This window comes from Luteibacter sp. dw_328, from assembly GCF_018449605.1.
In the GTDB taxonomy this organism is placed as follows: domain Bacteria; phylum Pseudomonadota; class Gammaproteobacteria; order Xanthomonadales; family Rhodanobacteraceae; genus Luteibacter.
Genome location: NZ_JAAVUW010000005.1, coordinates 191,806 through 218,307, shown reverse-complemented (window position 1 = coordinate 218,307; position 26,502 = coordinate 191,806). Strand labels below are relative to the sequence as shown.

The 26,502-nt window shown below is 63.5% G+C and carries 23 protein-coding genes and 1 riboswitch; of the genes, 10 read left to right on the top strand and 13 right to left on the bottom strand.

Translation table 11 applies throughout. The annotated features are described in order from the left end of the window. Positions 1 to 70: 70 nt before the first annotated feature. From mmsB to HB634_RS13715, 6 genes are all read right to left on the bottom strand, one after another. Entirely contained in the window at positions 71 to 958 is an 888-nt protein-coding gene (mmsB, locus tag HB634_RS13740; RefSeq protein WP_213948951.1) for a 3-hydroxyisobutyrate dehydrogenase, read from the bottom strand. After that, a complete protein-coding gene (locus HB634_RS13735) occupies positions 955 to 2,136 on the bottom strand; it encodes an enoyl-CoA hydratase/isomerase family protein (RefSeq protein ID WP_213948950.1) in 1,182 nt (393 codons plus the stop codon). The genes mmsB and HB634_RS13735 overlap by 4 nt, the downstream gene beginning before the upstream one ends. Next, positions 2,133 to 2,927 (bottom strand): enoyl-CoA hydratase, encoded by a 795-nt coding sequence (locus tag HB634_RS13730; RefSeq protein WP_213948949.1) that lies wholly within the window; start codon positions 2,925 to 2,927, stop codon positions 2,133 to 2,135. The genes HB634_RS13735 and HB634_RS13730 overlap by 4 nt, the downstream gene beginning before the upstream one ends. Beyond that, on the bottom strand, positions 2,924 to 4,102 hold the full coding sequence (locus HB634_RS13725) for an acyl-CoA dehydrogenase family protein (RefSeq protein ID WP_231873993.1): 1,179 nt from the start codon (positions 4,100 to 4,102) through the stop codon (positions 2,924 to 2,926). Before HB634_RS13725 ends, HB634_RS13730 begins: the two co-directional genes overlap by 4 nt. Before the next feature lie 11 nt (positions 4,103 to 4,113). Then, the gene (locus HB634_RS13720; RefSeq protein ID WP_213948948.1) at positions 4,114 to 5,637 is read right to left on the bottom strand and encodes a CoA-acylating methylmalonate-semialdehyde dehydrogenase; all 1,524 of its coding nucleotides are present in this window, start codon (positions 5,635 to 5,637) and stop codon (positions 4,114 to 4,116) included. Between the two features lie 122 nt (positions 5,638 to 5,759). Then, a riboswitch (cobalamin riboswitch) is annotated at positions 5,760 to 5,979 on the bottom strand. 40 nt (positions 5,980 to 6,019) lie between these two features. After that, positions 6,020 to 7,003: an aldo/keto reductase gene (locus tag HB634_RS13715; protein ID WP_213948947.1), complete on the bottom strand. Its 984-nt coding sequence runs from the start codon at positions 7,001 to 7,003 to the stop codon at positions 6,020 to 6,022. A 200-nt stretch (positions 7,004 to 7,203) separates the two neighbouring features. On the opposite strand from HB634_RS13715, the gene HB634_RS13710 reads away from it, so the two are divergent. Beyond that, positions 7,204 to 8,100 carry a LysR family transcriptional regulator gene (locus HB634_RS13710; RefSeq protein WP_063574285.1) on the top strand — a complete coding sequence of 299 codons (897 nt, stop codon included), beginning with the start codon at positions 7,204 to 7,206 and terminating at the stop codon, positions 8,098 to 8,100. 347 nt (positions 8,101 to 8,447) lie between these two features. Here the strand turns inward: HB634_RS13710 and HB634_RS13705 are convergent, their stop codons facing one another. Both HB634_RS13705 and HB634_RS13700 read right to left on the bottom strand, forming a co-directional pair. After that, positions 8,448 to 9,764: a sorbosone dehydrogenase family protein gene (locus HB634_RS13705; protein ID WP_213948946.1), complete on the bottom strand. Its 1,317-nt coding sequence runs from the start codon at positions 9,762 to 9,764 to the stop codon at positions 8,448 to 8,450. Then, positions 9,757 to 10,200: a DUF2231 domain-containing protein gene (locus tag HB634_RS13700; RefSeq protein WP_063570578.1), complete on the bottom strand. Its 444-nt coding sequence runs from the start codon at positions 10,198 to 10,200 to the stop codon at positions 9,757 to 9,759. The genes HB634_RS13705 and HB634_RS13700 overlap by 8 nt, the downstream gene beginning before the upstream one ends. Before the next feature lie 118 nt (positions 10,201 to 10,318). Between HB634_RS13700 and HB634_RS13695 the strand changes: the two genes are divergently transcribed. From HB634_RS13695 to HB634_RS13675, 5 genes are all read left to right on the top strand, one after another. Beyond that, positions 10,319 to 10,870, top strand: a complete 552-nt coding sequence (locus tag HB634_RS13695; protein WP_331709604.1) for a DUF2127 domain-containing protein — start codon at positions 10,319 to 10,321, stop codon at positions 10,868 to 10,870. Positions 10,871 to 10,995: 125 nt separating this feature from the next. Further along, positions 10,996 to 11,697 carry a DUF3348 family protein gene (locus HB634_RS13690; protein ID WP_213948945.1) on the top strand — a complete coding sequence of 234 codons (702 nt, stop codon included), beginning with the start codon at positions 10,996 to 10,998 and terminating at the stop codon, positions 11,695 to 11,697. Between the two features lie 10 nt (positions 11,698 to 11,707). Further along, positions 11,708 to 13,804 (top strand): DUF802 domain-containing protein, encoded by a 2,097-nt coding sequence (locus HB634_RS13685; RefSeq protein WP_213948944.1) that lies wholly within the window; start codon positions 11,708 to 11,710, stop codon positions 13,802 to 13,804. Then, a complete protein-coding gene (locus HB634_RS13680) occupies positions 13,801 to 14,451 on the top strand; it encodes an OmpA family protein (protein WP_063570574.1) in 651 nt (216 codons plus the stop codon). Before HB634_RS13685 ends, HB634_RS13680 begins: the two co-directional genes overlap by 4 nt. Further along, complete coding sequence (locus HB634_RS13675; protein WP_213948943.1) at positions 14,441 to 14,821, top strand: DUF2894 domain-containing protein; 381 nt, start codon at positions 14,441 to 14,443, stop codon at positions 14,819 to 14,821. Before HB634_RS13680 ends, HB634_RS13675 begins: the two co-directional genes overlap by 11 nt. A 15-nt stretch (positions 14,822 to 14,836) precedes the next feature. On the opposite strand, the gene HB634_RS13670 is transcribed toward HB634_RS13675, so the two are convergent. After that, positions 14,837 to 16,471, bottom strand: a complete 1,635-nt coding sequence (locus HB634_RS13670; protein ID WP_255548584.1) for an alpha/beta hydrolase-fold protein — start codon at positions 16,469 to 16,471, stop codon at positions 14,837 to 14,839. Positions 16,472 to 16,823: 352 nt separating this feature from the next. Here HB634_RS13670 and HB634_RS13665 point away from each other — a divergent pair, with 352 nt between their 5' ends. Continuing rightward, the gene (locus HB634_RS13665) at positions 16,824 to 18,404 is read left to right on the top strand and encodes a glycoside hydrolase family 30 beta sandwich domain-containing protein (RefSeq protein WP_213948942.1); all 1,581 of its coding nucleotides are present in this window, start codon (positions 16,824 to 16,826) and stop codon (positions 18,402 to 18,404) included. Here HB634_RS13665 and HB634_RS13660 read toward each other — a convergent pair. Next, entirely contained in the window at positions 18,395 to 19,726 is a 1,332-nt protein-coding gene (locus HB634_RS13660; protein ID WP_213948941.1) for a type II toxin-antitoxin system HipA family toxin, read from the bottom strand. The genes HB634_RS13665 and HB634_RS13660 overlap by 10 nt on opposite strands. Further along, a complete protein-coding gene (locus HB634_RS13655) occupies positions 19,723 to 19,977 on the bottom strand; it encodes a helix-turn-helix domain-containing protein (protein ID WP_213948940.1) in 255 nt (84 codons plus the stop codon). Before HB634_RS13655 ends, HB634_RS13660 begins: the two co-directional genes overlap by 4 nt. 195 nt (positions 19,978 to 20,172) lie before the next feature. Here HB634_RS13655 and HB634_RS13650 point away from each other — a divergent pair, with 195 nt between their 5' ends. Beyond that, entirely contained in the window at positions 20,173 to 21,285 is a 1,113-nt protein-coding gene (locus HB634_RS13650) for a J domain-containing protein (protein ID WP_213948939.1), read from the top strand. Between the two features lie 25 nt (positions 21,286 to 21,310). Here the strand turns inward: HB634_RS13650 and HB634_RS13645 are convergent, their stop codons facing one another. Together HB634_RS13645 and HB634_RS13640 are read right to left on the bottom strand one after the other, a co-directional pair. Next, positions 21,311 to 23,548, bottom strand: a complete 2,238-nt coding sequence (locus HB634_RS13645; protein ID WP_213948938.1) for a hypothetical protein — start codon at positions 23,546 to 23,548, stop codon at positions 21,311 to 21,313. Positions 23,549 to 23,654: 106 nt separating this feature from the next. Then, complete coding sequence (locus HB634_RS13640) at positions 23,655 to 24,203, bottom strand: isochorismatase family protein (RefSeq protein WP_063570566.1); 549 nt, start codon at positions 24,201 to 24,203, stop codon at positions 23,655 to 23,657. A gap of 241 nt (positions 24,204 to 24,444) precedes the next feature. Between HB634_RS13640 and HB634_RS13635 the strand changes: the two genes are divergently transcribed. Together HB634_RS13635 and HB634_RS13630 are read left to right on the top strand one after the other, a co-directional pair. Beyond that, a complete protein-coding gene (locus HB634_RS13635; RefSeq protein WP_063570565.1) occupies positions 24,445 to 25,476 on the top strand; it encodes an SPFH domain-containing protein in 1,032 nt (343 codons plus the stop codon). A 4-nt stretch (positions 25,477 to 25,480) separates the two neighbouring features. Further along, complete coding sequence (locus tag HB634_RS13630) at positions 25,481 to 26,419, top strand: hypothetical protein (RefSeq protein WP_063570564.1); 939 nt, start codon at positions 25,481 to 25,483, stop codon at positions 26,417 to 26,419. Positions 26,420 to 26,502: the final 83 nt, after the last annotated feature.

Below are 26,502 nucleotides of genomic sequence, written 5' to 3'. Positions count from 1 at the left end.
GCTATTCGGCTCATCGAATGAGCCGAATATATCGTTTAATCGGCTCACATGCCACGCCAGCGCCCTGTCCTCAGGGCTTTGCGACGAGCTTCACGACGCTGGAGAAGTCCAGCCCGCCATGACCCGCCTGGCTGTTCATGGCGTAGAGATTGCGCGCGAGTTCGCCGAGCGGAATCGATGCGCCCACACCCATCGCCGCCTCTGCCGCGAGCCCGAGATCCTTGAGCATGAGGTCGTTGCCGAAGCCGCCGGTATAGCCGCGCGAGGCAGGTGCGTTCTCCAGAACGCCCGGCCAGGGATTGCAGACTTCGGTGGCCCAGCTGCGGGCCGTGCTCACGGCCATCATCTGCGACAACACGGCGGGGTCCAGTCCGTGGGCGACACCGAGCGCGATCGCCTCGCCGGTGACCGCCATGATGACCCCGAGCGCCATGTTGTTGCACAGCTTGGCCACCTGGCCCGCACCGCTGGCGCCGACGTGGAAGATGTTCTTGCCCATGTTGGCCAGCACGGGGCGCGCCCGCTCCAGCGCGTCCCTCTCGCCGCCCACGATGAAGGTGAGCGTGCCCGCTGCCGCACCCGCCGTGCCACCGGAAACCGGCGCATCGATCATGGTCAGCCCACGTTCGCCAGCCGCCCTGGCGACCTTCTGCGCCGACGCGGGAGCGATCGTGCTGCAGTCGATCACCAGTGCGCCATCGGCAATGTGCCGGAGCAGCCCGGACTCACCCAGGTACAGCCCTTCGACATGGCGACTGGCCGGCAGCATGGAGATCACGACCTCCGCGCCCTGCACGGCGTCCGTTGCCGTGTTCGCGGCGGTTGCGCCGTGGGATACGGCCTGTGCAACCGCCTCGGCGGCAAGGTCGAAAACATGCAGCGTGTGCCCGGCCTTGAGCAGGTTGGCAGCCATCGGGCCACCCATGTTGCCCAGGCCGATAAAGGCGATGCGGCTCATCGTTCATTCCTCGGAGCGGTGTCGTTGCCCAGGTCGCGCAGCGGATGCTCGCCGGCGTTCCAGGGCGCAATGAAGAAGGGTGCGACCCACGTCGGCGTCGCGTCGGCCAGGGTCGCCGGACGCCACCGCGGCGTGCGGTCCTTGTCGATCAGCAAGGCGCGGATGCCTTCGGCGAAGTCGCCGTGGGCGGCGCAGCGCAGGGAGACCACGTATTCGAGGCGGAAGGTGTCGGCCAGCGACAGATGCGAAGCGCGCTGCTGTAATTCAAAGGCCAGCCGTGCGGAACCGGGCGCACCCGCGTCCAGCGTCTGCCTCGCCGTGACCAGCCATAGATCGTCGCCTGGCATGGCCTGGATGGCGGCAACGACCATGCCGAGGTCGCCGTGTGCACAGGCAGACGCGATCGCGGCGCGGTGGTCCTGCAAAGGACCGGACGTCGGCGGCACGGCGAAGCGCCCGAGCACCTCCGTGAGCAGGTGCGCGTTGCGCTGGTTATCGTCCGACCATGCGGCAAGGAGCAGGGCGGCGTCGAGATGATCGCGACTGGCTGCCGGTAGCTGCACGTCAGCGAGGCCGGCATGAATGGCGTCGCCACTGTTCAGGGGCGCGCCTGTGAGCGCAAGGAAAATGCCCGCCTTTTCCGCCACCCGGTGCAGCAGGAAACTACCGCCGACGTCCGGATACAGGCCGATGGTGATCTCCGGGAATGCGAGGCGCGAGCGCTCCGTCACCACACGGTGGCTAGCGCCTGCCATCAAGCCGATGCCGCCGCCCATGACGATACCGTGGCCCCAGCAAAGGATGGGCTTCGGATATGTATGGATCAGGTAGTCGAGACAGTACTCCACCGAAAAGAAGTCACTGGCGTAGGCGTTGTTCCTCACGTCGCCGCTACCGCTGGCTTCGTAGTCGCGCATGGACCGATACAGGCTGTGCAGGTCGCCCCCCGCGCAGAACGCTTTCTCACCGGCGCCCTGCAGCACGACCAAGGCGACGGCCTCGTCGCCAGCCCAAGCGCGCAACCGCTCGTCGAGCAGCCGTGCCATGTCGAGTGAAAGACCGTTGAGGGTCTTCGGTGCGTTGAGCGTGGCAACGCCAATGCGTTTGCCGTTACCGGCAACACGTTCCTCGAAAAGCACCGGCGCTTCGGCCGAGGGCGGGAGAGTCACGTCGCTCATGCGTTCTTCCACGTCGGTGCGCGCTTTTCGAGAAAGGCGAGCACACCTTCCTTCTGGTCCTGGCTGTCGAACAGATCCACGAAGGCTTCGCGTTCGCTGACCAGGGCTGTGGCGTGGGTTTGCGTGCGCGTGGCCTGGACCAGCCGTTTGCATGCCGCGACGCTGGTCGGACTCTGCTTGCCGGCTTGCAGCGCCCAGGCGATGGCGCGAGCGCGCGATTCGCCTTTCGGCACGACGTCTTCGACCAGGCCGATGCGCAGTGCCGTTGCCGCATCCACTCGCTCACCCAGCAGGATCATTCGCTTGGCCCAGCCTTCGCCGACCAGACGCGCGAGGTTCTGCGTGCCACCCGCACACGGCAGTAATCCGACGCCAGCTTCGGGCAACGCCAGTTGAGCCTGTTCCTCGGCGATGCGCAGGTCGCAGGCGAGGGCGCATTCGAGACCGCCGCCCATGGCGTAACCGTTGATCGCTGCGATGCTCACCCCACGGAAGGCGGACAAGGCCTCGAACGCTTCGCCGAAGCGGCGAGCGGCTTCTCGCGCCACGGCCTTGTCGCCATCGGCGAACTGTTTGAGGTCGGCGCCGGCCGAGAAGAACTTCTCGCCTTCGCCCGTGACCACCAGCGCATAGATATCGCGGTTGGCGTCGAGGTCGTGGACGAGGTGGCGCAAGGCGACCAGGCTATCGCGGGTCCAGGCGTTGGCTGGGGCATTGGCCAGCGTGACGATGGCCACGTGGCCGTCGATCTCCAGCGTAAGCCCGGTGTAGCGCGTCGCGGTGTCGCTCATCGCAGTTCCTCTTCGGTATTGAGCAGGTGACGCGCGATGATAACGCGCATGATTTCGTTGGTACCCTCGAGGATCTGGTGCACGCGGGAATCGCGCAACAGCCGTTCGATCGGGTACTCGCGGATGTAGCCATAGCCGCCATGAATCTGTAGGGCATCGTTGCAGATGGTGAAACCGGCGTCCGTGGCGAAGCGCTTGGCCATCGCACACCATACGGTCGCATCGCTGCTGCCGGCATCCAGCTTGCGTGCCGCCGTATGCACCATCTGGCGTGCGGCGACGAGCTGCGTGGCCATGTCGGCAAGTTTGAACTGCAAGGCCTGGAATTCCCCCAGCTTCTTGCCGAACTGCTTGCGCTCGCCCATGTAGCGACGGGCTGCATCCAGTGCGCCCTGGGCGGCGCCGAGCGAGCATGCAGCGATGTTCAGGCGCCCGCCATCGAGCCCCTTCATCGCGATCTTGAAACCTTCGCCTTCGGCACCCAGCCGATGGTCCGCGGGAATACGCACGCCGTCGAAGCTCACGCTTCGCGTCGGTTGACTGTGCCAGCCCAGCTTCTCCTCATTGCGCCCATAGCCGATACCCTGAGAATACGCCGGCACCGCGAAGGCACTTATGCCGCGTGCGCCGCCTTCACTGGTGCGTGCCATCACCACCAGCATGTCCGTCGCTCCGGCGCCGGAGATAAACGCCTTGTTGCCGCTGATCACATACGAGTCACCGTCACGCTCGGCCCGGGTTTTCAATGACCCGGCATCCGAGCCGGCGCCCGGCTCGGTGAGGCAATACGACGCCAGCTTCGTGCCGCTGGCGAGAAGCGGTCCCCATGTGTCGCGTAGCGCCGGCGTCGCGTGTGCGGTAAGCATCCAGGTGGCCATGTTGTGGATGCTGATGAAGGCGGCCGTCGAGGGATCGATGGCAGCGAGTTCCTCGAAGACGATGGTCGCATCCAGGCGCGTGAGCCCCGTGCCACCGGCCTTTTCGTCAACGTAAAGGCCGCAGAAACCAAGGTCGCCAGCCCTGCTTATCGCCTCACGCGGGAACTCGCTCTCTGCGTCCCAGCGCGCCGCATGTGGCGCAAGCTCGGCCAGGGCGAAGGCGTGCGCGGCATCGCGAAACGCGAGCTGGTCTTCGCTCAGGTCCGTTTGTGGCGGTGGTGTCCGGGGAATATCCATGACCGCGGCCATCACTTGAGACTGATGGTGGTGTTGACGCCGACGTGCAGCGTGTCGTCGTCGAACCAGCGCTGTGTCACCGTCTTGGTCTGGGTATAGAACATGACGACCTGCTTGCCGTAGGGGCCGAGGTCGCCCAGCTTCGAGGCGCGCGAGCCGGTGAAGGAGAACAGCGGTACCGGGACGGGAATGGGCACGTTGATACCCACCTGGCCCACGTCGATGTCTTCCTGGAAGCGACGCGCAGCGGCACCGGACTGGGTGAACACGGCCGTGCCGTTACCGTTCGGATTGGCGTTGACCAGCGCGATCGCGTCGTCGAGCGAGTCGGCGGCGAGGATGACCAGCACCGGCCCGAAGATTTCCTCGTCGTAGATGCGCATGCCGGGTCGCACGCCGGAAAAGATGGTCGGACCGACGAAGTTGCCGTCCTCGAAGCCCGGCACCCGCGGTTTGCGGCCATCGAGCTCGAGGATGGCGCCTTGCTCGATACCCGAGGCAATAAAGGCCTCGACGCGCTCGCGCGCCGCACAGGAAATCAGCGGGCCGACATCGGTATCGGCGGCGTTGCCTGCGCCGACCTTCAGCGTCTTCGCCTTGGTTACGAGGTCGGCTATCCAGAATTGCGACTCGCCGACGAGCACCGCGGTCGAAGCCGCCATGCAACGCTGCCCCGCCGCGCCGAACGCCGCGCCCGCGAGCGCGTTGAGCGTCTGCTCCTTGTTGGCATCGGGCAGCACCACGGCGTGGTTCTTCGCGCCCATCATGCACTGCACCCGCTTGCCGGTCTGCGATGCACGGTGATAGACGTGCGTGCCGACGCGCGTGGAGCCGACGAAGGACACCGCCTTGATATCGGCGTGGTCGCAAATCGCGTTGACCACGTCTTCGCCGCCGTGCACCACGTTGAGTACGCCCTTCGGGACGCCGGCTTCGAGCGCCAGTTCCACCAGGCGCATCGTCACCATCGGGTCCTGCTCGGACGGCTTCAGCACGAAGGTGTTGCCGGTGGCGATCGCCATCGGGAACATCCACAGCGGAATCATCGCGGGGAAATTGAACGGCGTGATACCCGCGCAGACACCAATCGGCTGCAGGAGAGTGTAGGTGTCGACGCCGCCGGCCACGTTGTTGGCGAGTTCGCCTAGCTGCAGGTTGCCGATGGCGGCCGCGTGCTCGACCACTTCGAGGCCGCGGAACACGTCGCCTTCCGCGTCGGGAAGGGTCTTGCCCTGTTCGGCGCTGAGCAGGGCGGCCAGCTCGCCCATGTGCTCGCGAATCAGTTGCTGGTACTTGAGGAAGATACGCGCGCGTACGCCGATGGGCGTCTTGCGCCAGGTCTTGAACGCTTGCGTGGCGGCGGCAACGGCAGCGTTCACCTCGTCAGCCGTGGCGAATGGCACGCGCGCGAGGATGGCCTGTGAGGCGGGATTGACGACATCGCGCCATTCGGTGGTTCGGGATTCGACGAAGACGCCGTCGATCAGCAACTTTACGGTCGCGACATCGGCCGCAACTGAGTCCAGCTTGTTCATGGTCCTGCTCCGTACGCTCACCCGCGAAATGGGTGCTGCGGAGCAGACAAGAGGACCCGGAGCAGCGGGTGGCCGCGCCGTATCAGCCCGTCCGGTTGCCCGCCGCAACACCCGAGGAGGCACCCTAAGGCGCCTGCACAGGCCGGTCTCCGGGCTTGCGAGCGATGCGTACCGCACCACCCCGACACCTTCCCGCGCTAGCGCAGTGGTCTCTCGTCGGGTGTTCTCGCTTACCGTTGCGGGGGCAGCGCCGGAATAGGATCTCGCGATCCGCACCGGCTTCCCGTTTCACCCTGCGCGCCGCGTAAGCGACGACAGGACACCTGTGATCTCCCGAGTGTAGCCGGGTGGCCGAACCGCTCAAGCTGCAGTGCGGTAGAACTCAGCGGCCGACGAGCGCCTGCAGGTGGGCCGGATAACGCTCTCCCTGCAGCGGAATCTTCGAGACCGAGTCGTGGATGTCGCGCAGATCCTCGTCGCTGAGTGCGAGGTCGGCCGCACCGAGGTTCTCTTCCAGTCGATGCAGCTTGGTCGTGCCCGGAATCGGCGCGATCCATGGCTTCTGGTGCAGCAGCCAGGCGAGCGCGATCTGTGCCGGCGTGACGTGCTTCGCGTTTGCGATGCTACCCAGCAGATCGACGAGTGCCTGATTCGCCTTGCGCGACTCCGCAGAGAAACGCGGCACGCTGTTTCGGAAGTCCTTGCTGTCGAAGCTCGTATCGGCGTCGATCTTGCCGGTAAGAAAGCCCTTGCCCAGCGGGCTGAAAGGAACGAAGCCGATGCCGAGTTCTTCCAGGGTCGGCATCACTTCGGCTTCCGGCTCCCGCCAGAACAGCGAGTATTCGCTCTGCAGGGCCGCCACAGGCTGCACGGCGTGAGCGCGGCGGATGGTCTGTACGCCCGCTTCCGACAGGCCGAAGTGCTTCACCTTGCCTTCGGCGATCAGGTCCTTGACCGCGCCGGCCACCTCTTCGATGGGTACGGACGGGTCGACGCGATGCTGGTAGAACAGGTCGATCACATCGGTGCGCAGGCGCTTCAACGAGGCCTCGGCAACGGCCCTGATGTGTTCGGGGCGACTATTGAGTGCGCCTGGCACGCCGCCAACGTCGAAGCCGAACTTGGTGGCGATCACTACCTTGTCGCGGAAGGGGGCGAGTGCCTCGCCAACGACTTCCTCGTTGGTGAACGGGCCGTAGACCTCGGCCGTATCGAAGAAGGTTACCCCGCGCTCGACCGCCGCCCGGATCAGGGCGATGGCCGGTTCGCGTTCGGTGGCGGGGCCGTAGCCGAAGCTCAGTCCCATGCAGCCGAGGCCGATGGCGGAAACTTCGAGGCCGGTCGATCCGAGTTTGCGTGTCTGCATGTCGTGTCCTCTGTGAGCTGACCAATCTAGGGGCCCGGTGCTCACGCGAATAGCCGGTTAAACCGGCTTGGTCTCATAGCCAGAATTCATGAATCGAGCCCCAGGGGGGTGCCGGAATGGGGCGATTCCTCGCTGTAGCCCGGCACAGGTGTTCCGGATGCTAAAATCCCTGCGCCATTCATGAGTGGGTTTCACGTGTCATGCGCAAGGATCTCCACGACCTCGTCGCTTTCCTTGCCGTTGCCCGGGAAGGCAGCTTCACCCGCGCGGCCGCGAAACTGGACACCACCCAGTCGGCGCTTAGCCACACCATCCGCAAACTCGAGGGCCGCCTCGGCGTGCGCCTGCTCGCCCGCACCACGCGCAGCGTATCGACGACGGAAGCAGGGCAACGGCTGGTCACCAGCATCGGCCCGATGTTCGATGACATCGAGGCGGAGCTGACGGGTTTGAGTTCGTTCCGCGAGAAACCGGCCGGGGCAATCCGCATCAGCACCTCGGTACACGCCGTGGAAGCCGTGCTCGAACCGATGCTGGCGACCTTCCTGCCGCGCTACCCGGATATCCAGGTCGAGGTATCCGCCAACAACGAACTGGTCGACATCGTCGCCGAACGCTACGACTTCGGTATCCGTCTGGGCGAGCAGGTCGGCAACGGCATGATCGCGGTACGCGTCGGTCCGGACTTCCGGATGGTGGTGGTCGCCGCGCCGTCGTATTTCGAACGACGTTCCCGGCCGACCGTGCCGCAAGACCTCACCGCGCATAACTGCATCAACATCCGTCTGCCCACCTACGGCACCTTGTTCCCCTGGGAGTTCGAGAAGGAGGGCCGCGAGATCAAGGTTCGCGTCGAAGGCCAATTGACCCTCAACAGCACGGCGCACATCCTGCGGGCGGCGCGGGACGGCCTGGGACTGGCCTGGGTACCGGAAGATATGGCCCGGTCACACATCGAGGCCGGAGAGTTGATTGCCGTGCTGGAGGACTGGTGTGCCCCGTTCCCGGGTTACCACCTCTATTACCCCAATCGTCGGCACATGTCGTCAGCACTTACGCTCTTCGTCGACGCGCTGCGATACCGCGGATTGGCGTAATCTTGCGTCAGGCGCGCGACACGCGTGGTAACCCTGACTGAGGAGGCGATATGAGCAAGGGCCTGGATTCAAAGAAGAGCGACAAGAAAAAGCCGGAAAAGACGATGAAAGAAAAGAAAGCCATCAAGGACGAAAAGAAAAAGAACGCCAGGTAACAGCCTGAGTTTTGTGGGAGCCGGCTTTGCCGGCGATGGGGTTCGGGGCAACCCGGCTATCGCCGCTGAAGCGGCTCCCGCAGAGAGAGTAAACGTCAGCTCTTTGTAGGAGCCGATTCATCGGCGATAAGGCACGGCTACGTAGCGCGGCCTTATCGCCGATGAATCGGCTCCTACAACGGCCTGTACCGCCTATTTCGCGGCGGCCGCCGTCACGCGCCAGACCGTATCGCCGACATCGTCCGCGACCAGGATCGCCCCTTCCTTGTCCTGCACCAGGCCCACGGGGGCGCCGAAGAGTTGCTTCTCATCCTTGGAGTAGAAGCCGCTGACCACGGACACGGGTTTGCCGACCGGCGTGCCGTCCTTGAACGCCACGAAGACCACCTCGTAACCGCTCAGCGGTGAGCGATCCCAGCTGCCGTGTTCGCCGATGAAGGCGCCGCCCTGGTAGTTCGCCGGGAGCCCGTTGCTGGCCGACATCAGCAGGCCCAGTGGCGCGACATGCGAGCCGATCGCATAGTCGGGCTTGATCGCCTTGGCGACCATGTCGGGGCGCTGCGGTTTGACGCGGCTGTCCACGTTCTGGCCGTAGTAGCTATAGGGCCAGCCGTAGAACGCGCCTTCCTGTACCGAGGTCATGTAGTCCGGCACGAGGTCGGCGCCGATCTCGTCGCGCTCGTTCACAATGGCCCAGAGCTTGCCGGTGGAGGGCTCCCATTGCAGTCCGGTCGGATTGCGCAGCCCCGACGCATAGATGCGGCTCGCGCCCGTCGCGACATCCACTTCGAGGATGTCCGCGCGGCGGTATTCCACGGCAAGGCCGTTCTCGGTGATGTTGCTGTTGGAGCCCACGCCCACGTAGAGCTTGGTGCCATCCGGGCTGGCCAGGAGCGACTTGGTCCAGTGGTGGTTGATGGTGTTCGGCAGGTCCGTGAAACCGACGCCGGGCGTCTTGATCTCGGTTTCCCCGGTCACATAAGGAAACTTCACGATGCCATCGGTGTTGGCGACATAGAGCGTGTCGCCAATCAGCTGCAGGCCGAAGGGCGAATTCAGGTTCTCGATGAAGATGTGCTTGTCCCATCCACCGCTCGCGTTCTTGCGCAGCAGGGTGATGCGATTGCCGCCCTTGCCCCCCTTGCCCGACTGGTTCTTCACCATGCCGGCGAAGAGCTGCTTGGGTGTGGTCAGCGGTTCCGTGCCCGGACCGTTGGACTCCACGACGAGCACGTCGTCGTTGGGCAGCACATAAAGCTGGCGCGGGTGCATCAGGCCGGCGGCCATGGCTTCGATCTTCAGGCCGGGCGCGACCGTCGGGGTCTGGCCCTGTTTCCAGCCTGCCTTGTCGGGCACCTGCATGGGCGGCACGAGGAAGCTCTGCGCCTTGGGCAGGGGCGGGTTGTCGCCCGACTGCTGGTCGGGCTGCAACGACGCTTTCTCGTCACAGCCGGCAAGGACGGCCACGCAGGCGATGGCCAGCACGCTGCGATAAAGGGTCTTATTCATGGACGAGGCTCCCAGGAGCGGTCGGCTGCACGGCAATGACGATGTGCGAAATGGCCAGGAGCAGGACCGTCAGGGCGGAAAGCCAGACGCCTGCGGGCATCACCGCATACGCGTCGCGGCTGTGCACGAAGGCATTGATGACGGCAACGATGATGGCCAGCAGGTTCAGCCAGAAATCCAGCCGTTCGGCGGCGACCGTGCTGCGCCGGGAGGTGATCCACACCTGCACGAGGTTGACCACGCGCGGGATGATGGCGAACACCAGGCCGATGGCGATGAGCCACGCGGCGGCCTTCATCCAGAGGATCTCGCCGCTACGGCTGTAGACGACATCGAAGATCAGCGCGGCGACGAAGAAGCCGAAGGGAATGGGATTGAGGAGGCCGTAGATGGCGTTGGCCAGGACGGAGCGACGCGGTACGGGACGGTAGCTCATGGGCGGCTGTCTCGATGGGAGGGATGAAGTTCGCTCGCGGGCGGACGCTGCAAGCTAGTCCGGCCCGTGTCGAGGCTATGTCTGGGACCCGGCCGCGGCTTGTACCGAATGCACCTCCTTGTCTACTAAGATCGGCAGCATGGCCCCTGACAGCACATCGACCGATCCGGAAGCGACGCCCCACTACCCCGCCGGCCTCCGCATCATTGCGGTCTACAAGGCGGTCAAGACCATCGGGCTGATTTTCATCGCCATCGCGGCGTTCCGCCTGGATGAGCAGGAGAGCTTCCAGCACCTCGTGCAGTGGCTGGAACACCTGCAATTGACCGAAAGCAACGGCATGCGCTGGAGCCTGGTGCACCTGCTCGAGGGCATGGGCCCAGCCAAGTTCGTCGCTGTCGGCATCGTGGCGTTGGTGTACGCGGCGATCTTTGCCACCGAGGGGATCGGCCTGTGGCTGCGGAAGTACTGGGCGGAGTGGTTTACCGTCATTGCCACCGGCTCGCTCGTTCCGGTCGAGATCTACGAATGCTTCGAGCGTTTCAGCTGGCTGAAGCTGGCCATCCTGGTGGCCAACGTGCTCATCGTGATCTATCTCGTCCGTGTGGCGATGCGTCCTCGTGAAGGTCACGGGGCCCAGCCGGCCAACCCCCGCCCGACGGGCGCCTGAGCGCCGGCCACCCCATTCTCAGGCGCACTGATATTCCCGCGGCATCTGAGACCCGGCGGCCATCGACGTGCAACGGCCTTGCCTGCGTTCGCGTGTAAAATGGTCGTCTTTTAGCCGGTCAAAGCGTGCAAGCAGCACCTCAACGGTCGACGGTCCGGGGCCCGGCGTTCATTCGCCTGCTGACCCGCCTCACCGACGTCGACGCCCCACAATCCGGTGCTTCCCTTCCGGACCGGCTGAGCCACTGGCTCGACTGGAAGCAGGCGGTCGCCTTGTCGACGGCGCTCGATGGCAACCCTTCGGCACCGGACGATGACGTGCCGGCCTTCGGGCAGGCGGCGGAAGACGAATGCCTGCGCTCGCACGATGCGCTGGTCCATGCCATCAACACCGACCGCGCCTTCCTGACCTCGGCGCAGCGGGAGGCCCTTGGCATGCCGAACCTGGATGCCGCTAACGACTACGCGCCGCTTCGTCAGCGCTATATCGCCCTGCAAAGGAAGATCCAGGCGACCACGGGCAGCCTCAGGGGCAACCTGCGCGACATGCTCGCGCAGGGGTCGCCCGAGAGGGCCCGGCTCGCGGAGGTGGACGCGGTGATGGAGCTGGCGCTGAGCCCTCGCGAGCAATCCCTCCTGGGTAAGGTGCCCACGCTCCTGGGCGAGTACTTCGATGGCCTGCGCCAGCGCACCCAGGGCACACCCGCCGACGCGTCAGCCTTGTGGCTGGACGTGTTCCGCAAAGACATGCAGAGCGTACTGCTCGCCGAACTGGACGTTCGTTTTCAACCGGTCGAAGGCTTGCTCGCAGCCCTTCGTGCCAGCTAACTGGAAAGTCATGTTCAGAAATTTTCTCAACCTTGCAGTGTTCGTCGTCGGCCTCGTCGCCGTGTGCTGGATCGGCGTCGGCTACGTGGGCTCGAACCCGCTGGGTGCCGCCGTCGCGCTGCTGATCGGCGCCTGCTACATCGCGGGTGCGCTTGAACTGCATCGTTATCGCCAGGCAACAGGCACGCTACAGCATGCTGTCGCCGATCTGTCTGCCACGCCTTCTAGCCTGGGCAGCTTTCTCGATCGCCTGCACCCGAGCCTGCGCCATGCCGTCCGCTTGCGTGTCGAAGGTGAGCGCGTGGCATTGCCTGCGCCGTCGCTTACGCCGTACCTGGTCGGCTTGCTGGTGCTGCTGGGCATGCTCGGCACACTGTTGGGCATGATGGCCACGCTCCGCGGTACCGGCCTGGCGCTGGAAAGCGCTACCGATCTCCAGGCGATTCGTGGATCGCTCGCCGCTCCCGTGAAGGGACTCGGCTTTGCGTTTGGCACCTCCATCGCCGGTGTCGCTACCTCGGCGATGTTGGGGCTGCTGTCCGCGCTTTGCCGCCGCGAGCGACTGGAAACCGTGCAACTGCTGGACGTAAAGATCGCGACCACGCTGCGCATTTACTCGCAGACCCATCAGCGCGAGGAAGCATTCAAGCTCCTGCAACAGCAGACCGAGGTGATGCCGACACTGATCGATCGCCTGCAGACGATGATGGCCGGCATCGAGCAACACAGCCAGCATGCGAGCGAGCGGCAGCGTGCCGCCCAGGAAGCATTCCATGTATCGACGGGCGAGATCTACGCGAAGCTCGCGTTGTCAGTGGAACAGTCGCTCAAGGACAGTGTGACCGAGAGCGCACGCGCCGCGAGCGCAGCGTTTCAGCCGGTCATGGAATCCACGATGGCCGGCCTCGCACGGGAAACGGCGTCGCTGCATGACACCGTCACCCAGGCCGTGCAGCAGCAGCTCGAAGGCCTTTCCAGCGCGTTCGCCTCGAGCACGGCCGCCGTCGCGGATATCTGGACGGACGCTGTCACCGGGCAGCAGCAGTCGAACGAAACGCTGGCGCGGGATCTGCGCGCCTCGCAGCAACGCTTTGCCGAGACCTTCGAGCAGCGCTCGATCAGCCTGCTCGACGGCGTCACCATACGCCTGGATACGACGGCCGGCCAGGTCGCGGGCGCGTGGAGCGAGGCGCTGGCAAAGCAGGGCACCGCACACGAAGAGCTCGCCGCACGCAATGAGCAGGCCCTCGTCGCCGCATCGGCCGCATTCGAGAAACACGCGTCGTCGTTGGTCAGCGTCGTGCAGGCTTCGCACGAAGATCTGCAGGCGAAACTGCAGGCCGGTGACGCCGAGCGCCTCACGACCTGGGCCGACTCGCTCGCCGCGATGGTCGCCGCACTCGACGCGCACTGGGAGCAGGCCGGAGAGAGCGTCGCCGCTCGTCAGCAGGACATCTGCGACACGCTGGCGCGCACGGCAGGCGACATCGCCACGCAGACCCAGGCGCACGCGAACGAAACCATCGCCGAGATCTCCCGCCTCGTCGACGCCGCATCGGAAGCACCCAAGGCCGCGGCCGACATCGTCGCCGAGTTGCGCCAGAAGCTTTCTGACAGCATGGTCCGCGACACCGCTATGCTCGAGGAGCGCAGCCGCCTGCTCGCCACGCTGGAAACCCTGCTTGAGGCGGTGAATCACGCCTCCACCGAGCAGCGCGTGGCCGTGGACGCACTGGTCACCACGTCGGCGGATTTGCTGGAGCGCGTCAGCACGCGATTCACCGACCACATCGAAGCCGAGACCGGCAAGCTCGAGGTCGTGGGAACGCAGATCGCGGGCAGCGCGACCGATGTGGCAAGCCTCGGCGAGGCCTTCAGTAGCGGCGTGCAGTTGTTCGGCCAATCCAACGAGGCGCTCATGGAGCGCCTTGCCGTCATCGCCACCGCGTTGGACAACTCGCTCGCGCGTAGCGACGAGCAGCTGGCGTACTACGTGGCCCAGGCGCGCGAAGTCGTTGACCTCAGCATGCTCTCGCAGAAGCAGATCATCGAAGAAATGCAGCAACTCGCTCGCCAGCGCGCCTCCGTCGGGACGGAAACGGCATGAGCGACGATATCGAGTTCGAAGGCGAATCGGTCGCGCCGATCTGGGCCGCCTTTGGCGACCTGATGTCGGTACTGCTGGGCGCTTTCGTGCTCATCCTCGTCGGCGTGATCGGCGTGCAGCTGCAGCTGTCGCATCGGCTGGACGAAGAGGTGAAGCAGCGACAGGCCGAAGCGCAGCGTCGCATGACGCTGGAACAGGCGCTGGCCGCGCCACTGGCGGCCGGGCGCGTCACGCTGGTCAACGGGCGCATCGGCATTCGTGGCAGTGTGTTGTTCGCGCTCAATTCCGATCAATTGCAGCCGGAAGGCCGCGAGGTATTGAAGAGCCTTGCCGGCCCGTTGTCGAACTACCTCACGACGCGCGATGAGGTCCTGATGGTCAGCGGCTTCACCGACGACCAGCAGGTGCACGACAGCAACCGTCATTTCACCGATAACTGGGAACTCTCGGCGCAGCGTGCCCTCACGGTCACGCGCGCACTGATCGCGGATGGCGTGCCGGCGCCATCGGTTTTCGCGGCCGCCTTCGGTTCGGAGCAGCCGGTGAGTGCGAACGATAGCGACGAAGGCCGCGCGAAGAACCGCCGCGTGGAGATCGCGCCGATTCCGAAGCCGTCGTCCACCAACGTGACGCCCCATGCGCCCTGATCGTGGGCCGCTCGGACGTCTCGCCGACGAAATCGTCGCCCGCTCGTCGTCGTCGTATCCCGAGCTGGCGGCGCTCGATCAGTTCCAGAAGCTCTGGTCGCGCATGCGCACCGAGAGCCAGCTGCGTCAGTCTCTCGAACACGCACCGGAGAACGCGGGTCCGCTCAACTCGAGTGCCTTGGTCCATCGCTCGATCGCGCTCATGCGCGATCTCTCGCCGGGCTATCTCCAGCACTTCGTGTCCTATGTCGACGATCTCTCATCGCTGGAGCAGCTCGGTCATGGCGCCGCCGCGATGCCCAGGGATGTTCCGCAGGCCGCCACCATCGGTAAGCGGCCCCGGGCCAAGGCGCGCTCGCGTCGCGAGTGATCGCCACGGCGCCGGTCATCGGTCGTCGGACGGAGTCTCCGGTGCCGTCGACGCCGTCCCTCGCGCGACCACGTACATCTGCTGGCTCATCTCCTTGAGCAAGGCATTCGGATCGTCCCCCTTGGCATAAAGGTCCATGTGCGCCTTGTTGGGCAGGAAACGAATATCCGACCTGGCATGCAGCCCGTCGAGCACGGCCTTGAGCTTGTGCACGGCGCCGTCCAGATACCAGCTGTCTTCCGTACCCACGACGATGTGGATCTTGCCATCGAGGTCCGGCTTCAGTGTCGGCCAGTTCAGGCGAATGTATCGCGCAATATCGTAGTGCTCGATCCAGTAGGCCTGGACCTGGGGGTCGATCTGGCCTGAGTAGCGATCGAACAGAAGCATCGGTGTTCCGTCGACATTCCTCGGCGAGAACACCCACTCGTAAGATGACACTTGTCCGCCGTAGGGACCCAGGACGCGTTCCAGCTGCGCGGCATCGGCGAAGGACCCCTCCCCGTGAAAGTGAACGCGGCTGATGGGCCAGAGCATGCCGTCCGGCCTTCGATAGAAGTTCGCGTTGCGTGTGTAGATATCCACGCCGGAGAAGTCATGGAAGTCGACCGGATCGGGCGAGGTCGACCACGTGCCACCGAAGATTTTCGGATACTGCGTCTGCAGCCACAGCGTTGCCCAGCCACCCGATGAGTGCCCGGTGAGAAGGCGGCCGGAGGGCTTGGCATCCATGCGGAATTTCGCCTCGAGCTCAGGGATGAGCTCCTTCGTGAGGGCGTCTCCCCAAGGGCCATTGTTCACCGAGTTGGCGAACTCGTTCGTGCCGGTGGTGCCCGATTGGTCGAGGAACACCCAGATCATCGGCGGCATCTCGCCCTTGCTCGTGGCGAGATGCACCGTGACGACATCGTCGACAAGGCTGTTCTTGTCTCCGCCGTAAGCATGGGTGAAATACACCGTGGGATACCGTGTGCGGGCGCCGCTGTTGTAGCCGGGCGGCAGGAGTACCCATCCGCGCATGTGCGTCGGGCGTCCCGAGAAGTTCGAAAGCAGCCGGCTTGTCACATCGAGCGGTTGGGTGCTTCGTCGGGCCTCGGGCGCATCGGCGCGTATTTCCGGCGTCTCCCAGTCCAGCTGCCAGGGATCGGGATCGGCCTGCACCTGCACCAGTGCGAGGGTCGGAGAAACGACAAGGGGCAGGCGCACGCTGATGATCGGACTGACCAGATCGCCGGTGTCGCGTCCGCTGTAGTTGTAGTTGTGATCCTGGTCCAGCACGGCCTGCAGCAGATACTCGCCCGCCGGTAGTTCCGAGAAGCGGGTAGGGAAGGCAACCGCGTCCGTGTCGATCTCCGTGGTCTGCTCCGGCGCCAGCCTGACGATCTCACGCGCCGCCACGGCCGTCCGCGTGGGATGCCAGGGATCCGCGTCCACCTGGGTCACCTTGCCGCCCTTGGCCTGGGCCTTTGCGTTCTTGGCCAGGGTCGCAAAGACCAGCAAGCGACCCGACACGGGACGCTTCGCCGCGCCGTCGAGCTTTACCAGGACGATGGGCGGCGTATGGCTGGCCCGCCAGCGCAGCGTGACGGCGCTACCTAGCAGCCCTGAGAGCATCAGGGCCACGATCCATAGGGTGGTGCGCGTCGTCATGCTCTTGATTTTTCCTCATTCGGACGATCCCTTGCCCGGGGGGAGATCGTAATACCGAATCGACCCGCCTGACCGAGCCGTGTGTCGATATCTTCCCTTGCCGGCGGTGCCGGCGGCCAGCATCCATCGTCGGTCTTCACGCAGGAAGCTGCGAAGTCTTCTTCGTTTTCGCGCCTGATGCTCTCGGGCGCAGGGGTGGACCAGATGGCGCATTTTTCCGCGGCCGACTGAGCGCTGCATCGGCTTGGTCTATCGGCCCCGCGGCAGGTTCGCTATGCTGAATCGAGGCGAAAAGTGGAAAGCGTAGTGATCCAGGTGAGCTGCAACGTGAGCGACAGGATGTCCGGGCGCCATGGATGAGCGAGAGGTGGGTCCTCGCTGGGCAGTCGCCGCTTCCATCGGTTTGATCTCCCTGCTCAGCCTGGTTGCCCTTTATGTGCCGCGCTTCGTAGCGCCCATCGTGGCGGCTGCCAAAGCGGCGCCCCCGGTCCGTCAGATCATGCCCGCCGTCGACGTTTGGCTGAGCACGGCAGATCACCAATTGAAGCTGGCGCGTCAACCCGATATCGAGGTGAGCGCCCAAGATGCGGCGAGCGCCGATATCGTCATCGATACAAAGACCCGGTACCAGACCATCACCGGTTTTGGCGCGGCGATGACGGACTCCTCGGCATGGCTCCTCCACACCCGCATGAGCGCGCAGCAGCGCGACGACATTCTGCGCGAGCTATATGGCCCGCCGCCCAACCTCAACTTCAACATGATGCGCCTGACCATCGGCTCGTCGGACTTCTCGTTGAACGTCTATACGCTGGACGATATTCCCTTCGGCCAGACCGACCCGCAGCTCAAGCACTTCAACATCGCGCCCAACCTGCAGGACGTCGTGCCTGTGATGCGGGAAGTCCTCTCCATCAATCCCGGGATGCTCACCATCGCATCGCCCTGGGGCGCACCCGCATGGATGAGAACCACCCAGAATCTGCTGGGCGGGGAACTGGAAGAGCAGTTCGAGAGCACGTACGCCGACTATCTCGTCAAGTACCTAGACGCTTACGCGAAGCAGGGCATTCCGATTTTTGCCCTGACCTTGCAGAACGAACCCGCCTACGCGCCGATCAGCTATCCGGGCATGACCATGGGTGCCAAGACGCGAGCGCGACTGGTCTCGCAATATCTCGGCCCGAAACTGGCCAGTCGCAAACCGAAGACCAGCATCCTGGAATGGGACCACAACTGGACCCCTGTCGAAGAACCGTTGGCCGTGCTGGCCGATCCCGACGCCGCGCGCTACATCGATGGCGTCGCGTGGCATTGCTATGGCGGCAGCCAGCATGAGCAGGGCCGTGTGCATCGCGCGCATCCCGACAAGGACGCGTACATAACGGAGTGCACCGGCGGTGAGTGGCCCTTGTCCGTCAACGGCGAGTTGCTCTGGTTCTCACGAAACCTGCTCGTCACGGGAATAAGGCAGTGGGCGCGTGGCGTGGTCTACTGGAACCTTGCACTGGACGAGAATCACGGTCCCCACTTTGGTGGGTGCTCGCGCTGCAAAGGCGTCATCACGATCGACTCGGAAACGGGCGAAGTGACCCGCAACGATGAGTACTACGCGCTGGCGCACTTCAGCCGCTTCGTCGAGCCGGGAGCATTCCGGGTGAACTCCACGGATACCGACGTCAACGACAATGGTGTTGCGAACGTCGCATTTCAGAACGACTCCGACGGATCGATCGCTTTGGTGATGGTGAATCTCAACAAGGAGATTCGACGCGTCTCGGTCGTCGACGGGAAGAATCGATTCGAATACCCGATGCCGCCAGAGAGTGTGGCGACTTTTGTGTGGGATCCGGATCTGGCTGCTGGATGGATACGGCGGGCGCAACGGTGGTTGGGTGGGAATCGTCTCCAGCAACGACTCGATCATTTTTGACGTCCTAGAAGCTCCGAACGCCCGATCTTGATTTTTGCGTCTTCCAGTTTCGGTGGGTCGGAGAATCCAGCGAAGGCATCTCCTAACGGAGCTGCGCCCAGTGCATATGTCTTCTTGTTGCGTAGCCCGTTGATGCCTTCATCCCACGCAAGGAGCATGCGCTTTCCAATGTCCCTGAAAGCCGGGTGTTCCTCCATGGCGACGCGTACCGCCGGTGCCACCTCGCAAACCGCCTGGCCGATGCCTTCGACAATCTCCAACTGCTCTTTCGCTGAAATTCCGAAGGTGTTCGCAATGAATGTCTGCAAGTTCTTGCCAGGCGCCCACGTTTTCTTTCCCATGAACGAGATGGCTGGAGGGTTGTGCCGGTATCCGGCATAGACGCTGGTGGTTAGCATGTCGTACACAGGTGCCAGGTGGACATCGGTTCGCGAGGTGTAGAGAAGAGCGATGTTCTTGGAATGACAGTCGGCGTTTCTTAATGCATAAGTGAGCAGCAGCGTGGTCGCCAGTTGGCGAAAGGTATTGATTCGCAACGTGCCCGGGACATGATCTCGCACCGCCTTCGCGACACGCTCCCAAGTGGCGTCGTATTTCGCTGACGGGCGCATGCCGAGCAGTGCGCAGAAATCCTCCATTCCCCACCGCGGCTGGCCATGCTCGTCCACGTCAAAACGGTGCACCACCAGTGCCTGTCCATCCTGGGAGACTTCGGTTTTTGCGGCCGGTGAGACCTTAGCGGCGACCCGCATGCACAGGTGTTCGTTCAAAGCTGCAAAGGGTAATAAGCGCGAAGAGCCTTTAATGATGTGCCGGCGCGTTAGCAGCGTTGCCTTATGGTGCGGCCCCAATGCTATGCGCTCGTCCTGAGCGTCCAGGAATTTGGGCACGACGCCCGACACACCGCTGGTCGCGTGCTGGCGGACCAGTTCGGCGAACGCTTCTTCGGAATTGTCACCCTTTAGCAGCGCGGAAACTTCGATAGGCTCGGTCGGTTCATCCAACCTGGCGCCAGGCGCTGCGACTTGCAGACGCCCCACCATGTTGCGACCTACGACGGAAAGCAGGGCTGACGGACTGGCGCCGACGTGCGGCCCGAACTTTTCTTGCAGCACCTGGAGAAGATAGCCCTCGGGGAGGTTCATCTGTAGAACCGGAGGTAGCGTATCGTCCCAACCCCAGGACTCGGTGCGTACGCCCATTGTTAGCGAGACGAAATCGTTGGGTGCCGTTCTCGCGTTGTAAGTGAGCACGCTGCGGAAATCGCCCACCGACTCCAGCGTAGCCACGTCGCGCCCCAGCACGTAGACCGACAGCTTCATGTGCCTCCCCGCTCCTTGCGAAGTTCATCCAATGAGCCGGATGCACCCTCTTCGATGAAGTGCAGTTCCATGCCGATGACGGCCAGCACCGCTAGCAGCTTGCGCGAGCCAAATTCCGCCGATCTCCCGCGCTCGAAACGCGATAGCGACTCTGGGGTGATTCCTGCGCTTTCAGCGACCATGGCCTGCTTTAAGCCAAGCGCTTTGCGCCTGGTGGCAACAGCCTCGCCGAGTTCAGCCAGAGTTTGCATTTGATAAATACGTCAAGTATTGGCTAGTTAAGCCAGATTATTGATGTAAATATCAATAAGTGCAAGCGTCTCGGTTCCGGTAGGGAGCGGATGCAGCCGCGCCACTTCCACCGGCTGGACCAACGCGACAGCGAAAACGACCTCATGCCTTAACATATCCGGCGCATCATCTCGTGCTCCCGGAATCGCTTCATCGTGAAGAAAACGCTCAACCCCATCGGCGCGACTGGCGCTGGCGCCGACCGGCTCCTTTCAAAAGGCCAGAAAGCGTTCAACGCGCTGATCGCCAGAATTGAGAAGCGCCGGGCTTCGTTGGCCGAATGGGAGGCGTTCGGTCCCGAATTCCAGCGGCGATACAACGATGAGTTCGAACCCCTCAAGGCTGAGTTCGACACGGTGCGTATTCAGATGGTGCAGCGCCTCGACGGATCGTATGGCGAGAAGGCGCTTACCAAAGGCGAGCGTCAGACGGTCGCCGATCTGATCTGTTACTTCGCGGAGCTCATTCTTCCGTCCGTCGACGATCCTTCGCTCGCTGAGATTTACGAGCGCTACAAGGCGCCGGATGCTGACGTCGAAGCTGAGGCCATGGAGGACCTGCGGAATGACCTGAAGGCCACGTTCGATATCGACATCGGCGACGATGTCGATCTCAGTTCGCCCGACGACATTCTCCGGCATGTGCAGGAGCAACTCGACAAGCGAGACGAGCAAGCGCGGGCAGAGAGGGCGGCGTATCACGCGAAGCGCAAGAAGACGCCAAAGCAGGAAGCGGCCGAAGAGCGTGCGCGCGCCGAGCAGGCGGAAATCCATCTATCGATTCGCGAGGTCTACCGAAAACTGGCAAGCGTGCTGCATCCCGATCGCGAGAGTGATCCTGTCGAGCGCGAACGGAAGGTTGCCCTGATGAAACGGGTGAACACGGCCTACGCCAGCCGGAGCCTGCTCGATCTGCTCGAAATCCAGCTGGAGCTGGAGCACATTGACCAGGCGGCCCTGGAAAATGTCGGCGAGGAAAAGCTCAAGCGCTGGAACGCGATCCTGAAACAGCAGCTGAGCGATCTCGATACAGAGCTCGGTGAGATTCAACTCAGCTATCTGATGAAAAGCCGAATGAATCCGATGTCGTCCGTAACGCCGAAGAACGTCAAACGCGTCTTCACTGCTCAAATCACAAGCTTGCGCGAGCACGTCAAACTGGCCGAACGCGATATGCGTGTGTTCGACGACATCAAGCGTCTTAAGCCTTGGCTGAAGCGCATGAAGTTCGAACTGGCCGCGCAACACAACGACCATCTGTTCGACTAGCCCCTGTCGAGCGAACCACTTACCTTCACCGCCACGCGGTGGGTCGCCCCAGCACCTCGCTGACCATGCGCGACGGCTGATAAGTGAACGTAACCGTGTGCTCACCCGCCGGGACGCAGACGGCGCGCACCAGCCCATTCGCCCGGTGGTGCGGCACCTCTTGCCCGTCGATACGTGTCACCCAGCCGGGGAAATCCTGACCCGACATCACCAGCCACCCTGGCGCCGAACCGGAGGTCTTGATGTCCGTGCGGATGTTGGTTGCCTGCGATGCCCGTATCGTGAGCTGGCCCGTGCAGGTCGCGGCGTCCTGCGTGACCAGGTCAGCGTCCGCCTGATCGCGCGGGGTAAGAAAGACAGTGTGACCAAAGTCGGCGGAGGCAAACTCCGCAGGCGAGGGCAGCGATCCCAGGGGCAGCACGATAGCCTCGGTGGGCGCGACAACGCTGGGTGACGATGTCGTGCGGATGATCTCCGTTTTGTCGTCCGCGTAGACCCGTGACGCTGGCAACACCGGAGGGTGTTGCCAGGAAAGTGTGGATGTCCCCGCGGGCAGCGCGACGTAGGCCACGCCGAGCATACGGTTCATGGCGCCGGAAGGATCCGGATTGTAGACCGTGGTCGGGCGCGGACCGTCCCCGTCCGAATACGCGCCGTACAAGCGGTCGAAGATCACCCAGCGCAGCGGCCCGTAACCGTGTGTCGCCGGCAGATCGCGTAGGACGACGAGATTCTTCCATCCCGCGCCGAGGTCGGTGGCTTCGATACGGGGTGGCAACTCACCCGGTGGGATGTCGCGCAGTCGCGTCGCGAGGAAGGTCACCGCCGCGTTCTCCCTGAACTTCTTTCCCGCATCGCCGCGCTGGTTGAACTCGCCATTGAGGTTGAAGCAGCGGTAGTCGACGACGACTACCGCCAGGAGGGCGATCGCCACGTGCCGGGTATTCGTCGAGCGGCGTGCATGCCATAGCGCCGCGGCCGCAGCCATCGGCGCGACGATGCTGGCGGCCTGCCAGCCCTCGCCCGTCCCGCGCATGGCGAGGCTGGCGAGGAGGAGCCAGCAGGTCGCCGCCGCCAGCAGCCAGGTCATCCGTCGGCGATCAGCGAGGTCGACGTGCGAGGCCCCGAACGCGACGGCAGCGGCAAGTGCAAGGTTCAGCAGGTATGCCGAGTCCGAAGGCCGTCGGAACTGTTTTATTCCTGGCAACGTGTGGTAAAGCCAGCCGTAAATCGGCGTATGGCCACCCACCATGTAGACGATCGCGGCAATCGACGTTGCCCCGAAGAAAATGAGGTGACGTCGTTGTATGGGGACGGCCCATGCCTTTCTCAGGCCCATGCAGAACAGCAGCGACGGAAGGGCGCCGATGTAGAGGAAGGTCTCAATGGGGTCGACCGCGCCGGTGTACTTTCCACGCAGGCTTTGTAGCGCGTTCGGGTCGAACAGGGTGAGGAAGGTGCGCCAGTCGACGGACATCGACGTCGCCGATTCGAGTGGAAGCTGAGGGCGATTGGATACCGCCACAAAGGCATAACTCAGGAGCAGCTGAGGCAGCGCCATCGCGGTCGCGATACCACCGCCGAGGACGGCACCAGCGATGACACGATAACGCAGCTGTGGCGTCCAGGACGGCCAGCGAGCCGCCACTACCCAGGCGGCATAGGGGACGAGCATCAGCCCGATCAGGTAGGTCAGTTGCACCGGCTCAACGAGAATGGCGCCAGCGGCGAGACCCGCGATGGCACCTCGCCACACGGCTGGCCGGTCGAGAAACCAACGCAGTGCCAGCAGCGTCACGGGGAGGAAACTGTAAGCCAGAACGATCGGTACGTACTGAATGCGCGATGCGGCGACGCCGCCCGCCATGAAGACAATGGCACCCAGTGTGGCGCCAAAATCCGTACTGCCGAACCGGCGCATGAGCGCCAGGAACGCACCGCCACCCATCAGCACGTGCAAGAGCGCGGCCCATACGAACCAGGTCGTGCCCGGATCCGTGCGCAGCAGCATCCAGGCCATCAGCAGCGGAGAGAACAGCATGGCCTGGGGGTCCGCGATTTGCGGGTAGCCGCCGAAGATGAGGGGGTTCCACCAGGGTGCGAGGCCCGTCCGGATGCTGTGCACGTTGAAGTACACCATCGGGTAGAACTCGTTCATGGCGTCGCCGGGAAGGACGCGCAGGCCAAGCAGCAGCGGAAGATTGAGAGCGACCCAGGCAAGGACCAACACGCCAAACAGCTGGGCGAACGAGCGTGACTTCATGGGATCGCTTATTTCAGTGAAGAATGACCGGTCGGGTCAAGGATAACCTGACCGGCTTCAGCGAGGGCGAGCGCCAGGTTTCGGAGCGTGATCCTGAAACAACGACTTACGCGCCCAGGAAGGCCTGGGTCGATACCACGTTGGCATACCCGAACTGCAGGGCCGCCATGAAGGCGGCATGGACCTGACTGGCCGGAACCTTCACGCCGTTGAACTCGAGGTCGTGAGTGGCGCAGGCATCGTGGATCACGGTGGCCTTGAAACCGACGTCATCCGAGGCCCGCGTCACGGCGTCGATGCACATGTGGCTCATGTTGCCGACCACCGTCACGTTCTCGATGCCGTGGCTGTCCAGCATCGCCTTGAGCGGCGTTTCTCGGTACGGATTCATGAAGTGCTTCACGATCACGGTTTCATCGGCAAGGTTCATGGCCTTCGTGTGCAGTTCTGCACCGTCCGTCCCGGGGACGAAGAACGGAGCACCTTCGACCAGCGTTTCATGGCGGATATGGACGACAAGGTCGCCGTTCCGGCGAGCGGCTGCGATGATCCGCGCCGCATTGTCCGCTGCTGCTTCCACGCCATCGAGAATCCACTTCCCGCCGGGGAAATAGTCGTTCTGGATGTCGACGACAATAAGCGCTTGCCTGGTCATTTTCGAGCCTAGGAAGAGTTGATGAGCAACCAACATGGTTGCCGTCGGCCCCGGGGGGAATGCCGAAATTTCACAATGCACTATTGTGCAAAATGGATGCACGTCTGGACTGGCCGCCACTCATGCGAGACAGCCGGCTATCGAAACCGATAAAGTTGCGGCTGGACTCCAGGGCCCGGTGCTCCTCAAACAGGATGACGTCGGGAGATCGGAGAATGCATCCAGCCAAGGGGGCAGCATCATGTTCGGTTATCGCTACGTCAAAGCCAGTCCCAGTACCTACGTCATCCAGTACAAGAACGGCGTTGCCGTGCGCGAAGGCACCGGGCTCACGTTTTGGTACTTTGCACCCAGCGCGACGCTGGTCTCGATCCCGCTGGAGAGCGTGGATGTGCCCTTCATGTTCCAGGAGGTCAGCAGCGACTTCCAGGTCGTGACCGTGCAGGGACAGGTCACGTATCGCGTGGCTGCGCCGACCACGCTCGCCAGTCTGATGAACTTCACGCTCAAGCCCGATGGCAGCTATGCGTCGGAAGACCGAACCAAGCTGCCGCAGCGGGTGGTCAATGCCGTGCAGGTGAAGCTGCGTTCGGTGCTTCAGGGGCAAACCCTCCAGGAGCTGCTGCGCGGCTCCGATCACCTGGTCCAGGTGGTGCGCCAGGGCCTGCAAAGCGCCGATGGCCTCTCCAGCCTCGGGCTTGAACTGGTCAATCTGTCGGTCCTGGCGGTGAAGCCCAATCCGGAGACGGCGCGTGCGCTTGAGGCCCAGGTCCGCGAGCAGATCCTGAAGCAAGCCGATGACGCGACCTACGTACGCCGCAATGCCGCGATTGAGCAGGAGCGAGCGGTCAAGGAAAACGAGCTCAATACCGAGATCGCGGTGGAAACCAAGAAGCGCCAGATCCGAGAGACACAGCTGGAAGCCGAGCAAGCGGTGCTGGCAAAGCGCCAGGCGATCCAGGACCAGGAGTTGGCGGGCCGCATTGCCCTGGAAGACAAGAACAAGAGTCTGACCTCCCTGCGAGCGGAGAATGCGCGGACCGAAGCCGATGCCAAGGCCTATGCGGTAGCAGCCACCATGAAGGCGGTGCAGGGCATCGATCCGAAGGTACTGCAGGTCCTCATGGTCGGGCAGGCCGATTCCAGCGTGCTGATTGCGCAGGCGTTCCAGGGACTCGCCGAAGGTGCCGGGCGCATCGGCGAACTCAACATCTCGCCGGATCTACTGCAGCAACTGACGCAACCGCGAGCGAAGTCGCCGGCCAAGGCCTGACGACATGGATGCACTGAACCAGCGGATCGTGCTGGTGACTCGCAAGACGCGGCTGGAGGACTTGATCGTACGCTTCAACACGATCGAACAGGCACGCTTCTACGTCGAGCACCTGGGTGCGGACTTTTCGGACTATGAGGCGGAGCATCGTATCTATCTGGATGCGGTGCAGACGGCCGAGGCGACCCTGGGTCGATTCGGCCGTGTCCAGCGGCTGGATCGTGGATTTCTGTCCAACTACCTCTTCGCACCGGATGCCCTGGTCGTGGTACTGGGGCAGGATGGCCTGGTCGCGAACACGCTCAAATACCTCAAAGGTGCGCAGCCTGTCATCGGGGTCAATCCCGATCCCGCCCGATGGGACGGTGTACTCCTGCCCTTCGAAGTTAAAGACCTCGCCGCCCTCACGCCAGAGGCGATTGCCGGGAAGCGGTCGTTGAATCGCGTCACGATGGCGCGCGCGACGTTAAGCGACGGACAGGAGCTTCATGCGGTCAACGACCTCTTCATCGGTCCGCGAACGCACGTGTCGGCGCGGTACCAGATCCAGCAGGGCAATCGATCGGAGACCCATTCGTCGAGCGGACTGATTGTGTCGACGGGACTTGGATCGACAGGATGGTTTCAGAGTCTGCTGGCGGGGGCGGCTGGCATCCTGGGCCACAACCTTGAAGGTTCCGTACAGGACTTGCGCGAGCACGGATTTGCGTGGGATGCCGACCATTTGCAGTTCACGGTGCGAGAGCCGTTCCCCAGTCGGGTGACGCAGGTCGAGTTGGTGTTCGGACAAGTCACGCGCAACCAGCCTTTGCGGCTTGTCTCGCAGATGGCTGGCTACGGCGTGATCTTCAGCGACGGCATCGAGGCCGACTTCCTCGAGTTCAATGCCGGTATGACCGCGACGATCAGTCTTGCGGAACGATACGGGCAGTTGGTGAACTGACGAAGCCTGTCGACGTAACCCTATGGATCAAAGGATGATCAGTGGACCAACTGTCACGATTTACCTGCTTCGGCCTTGCGACA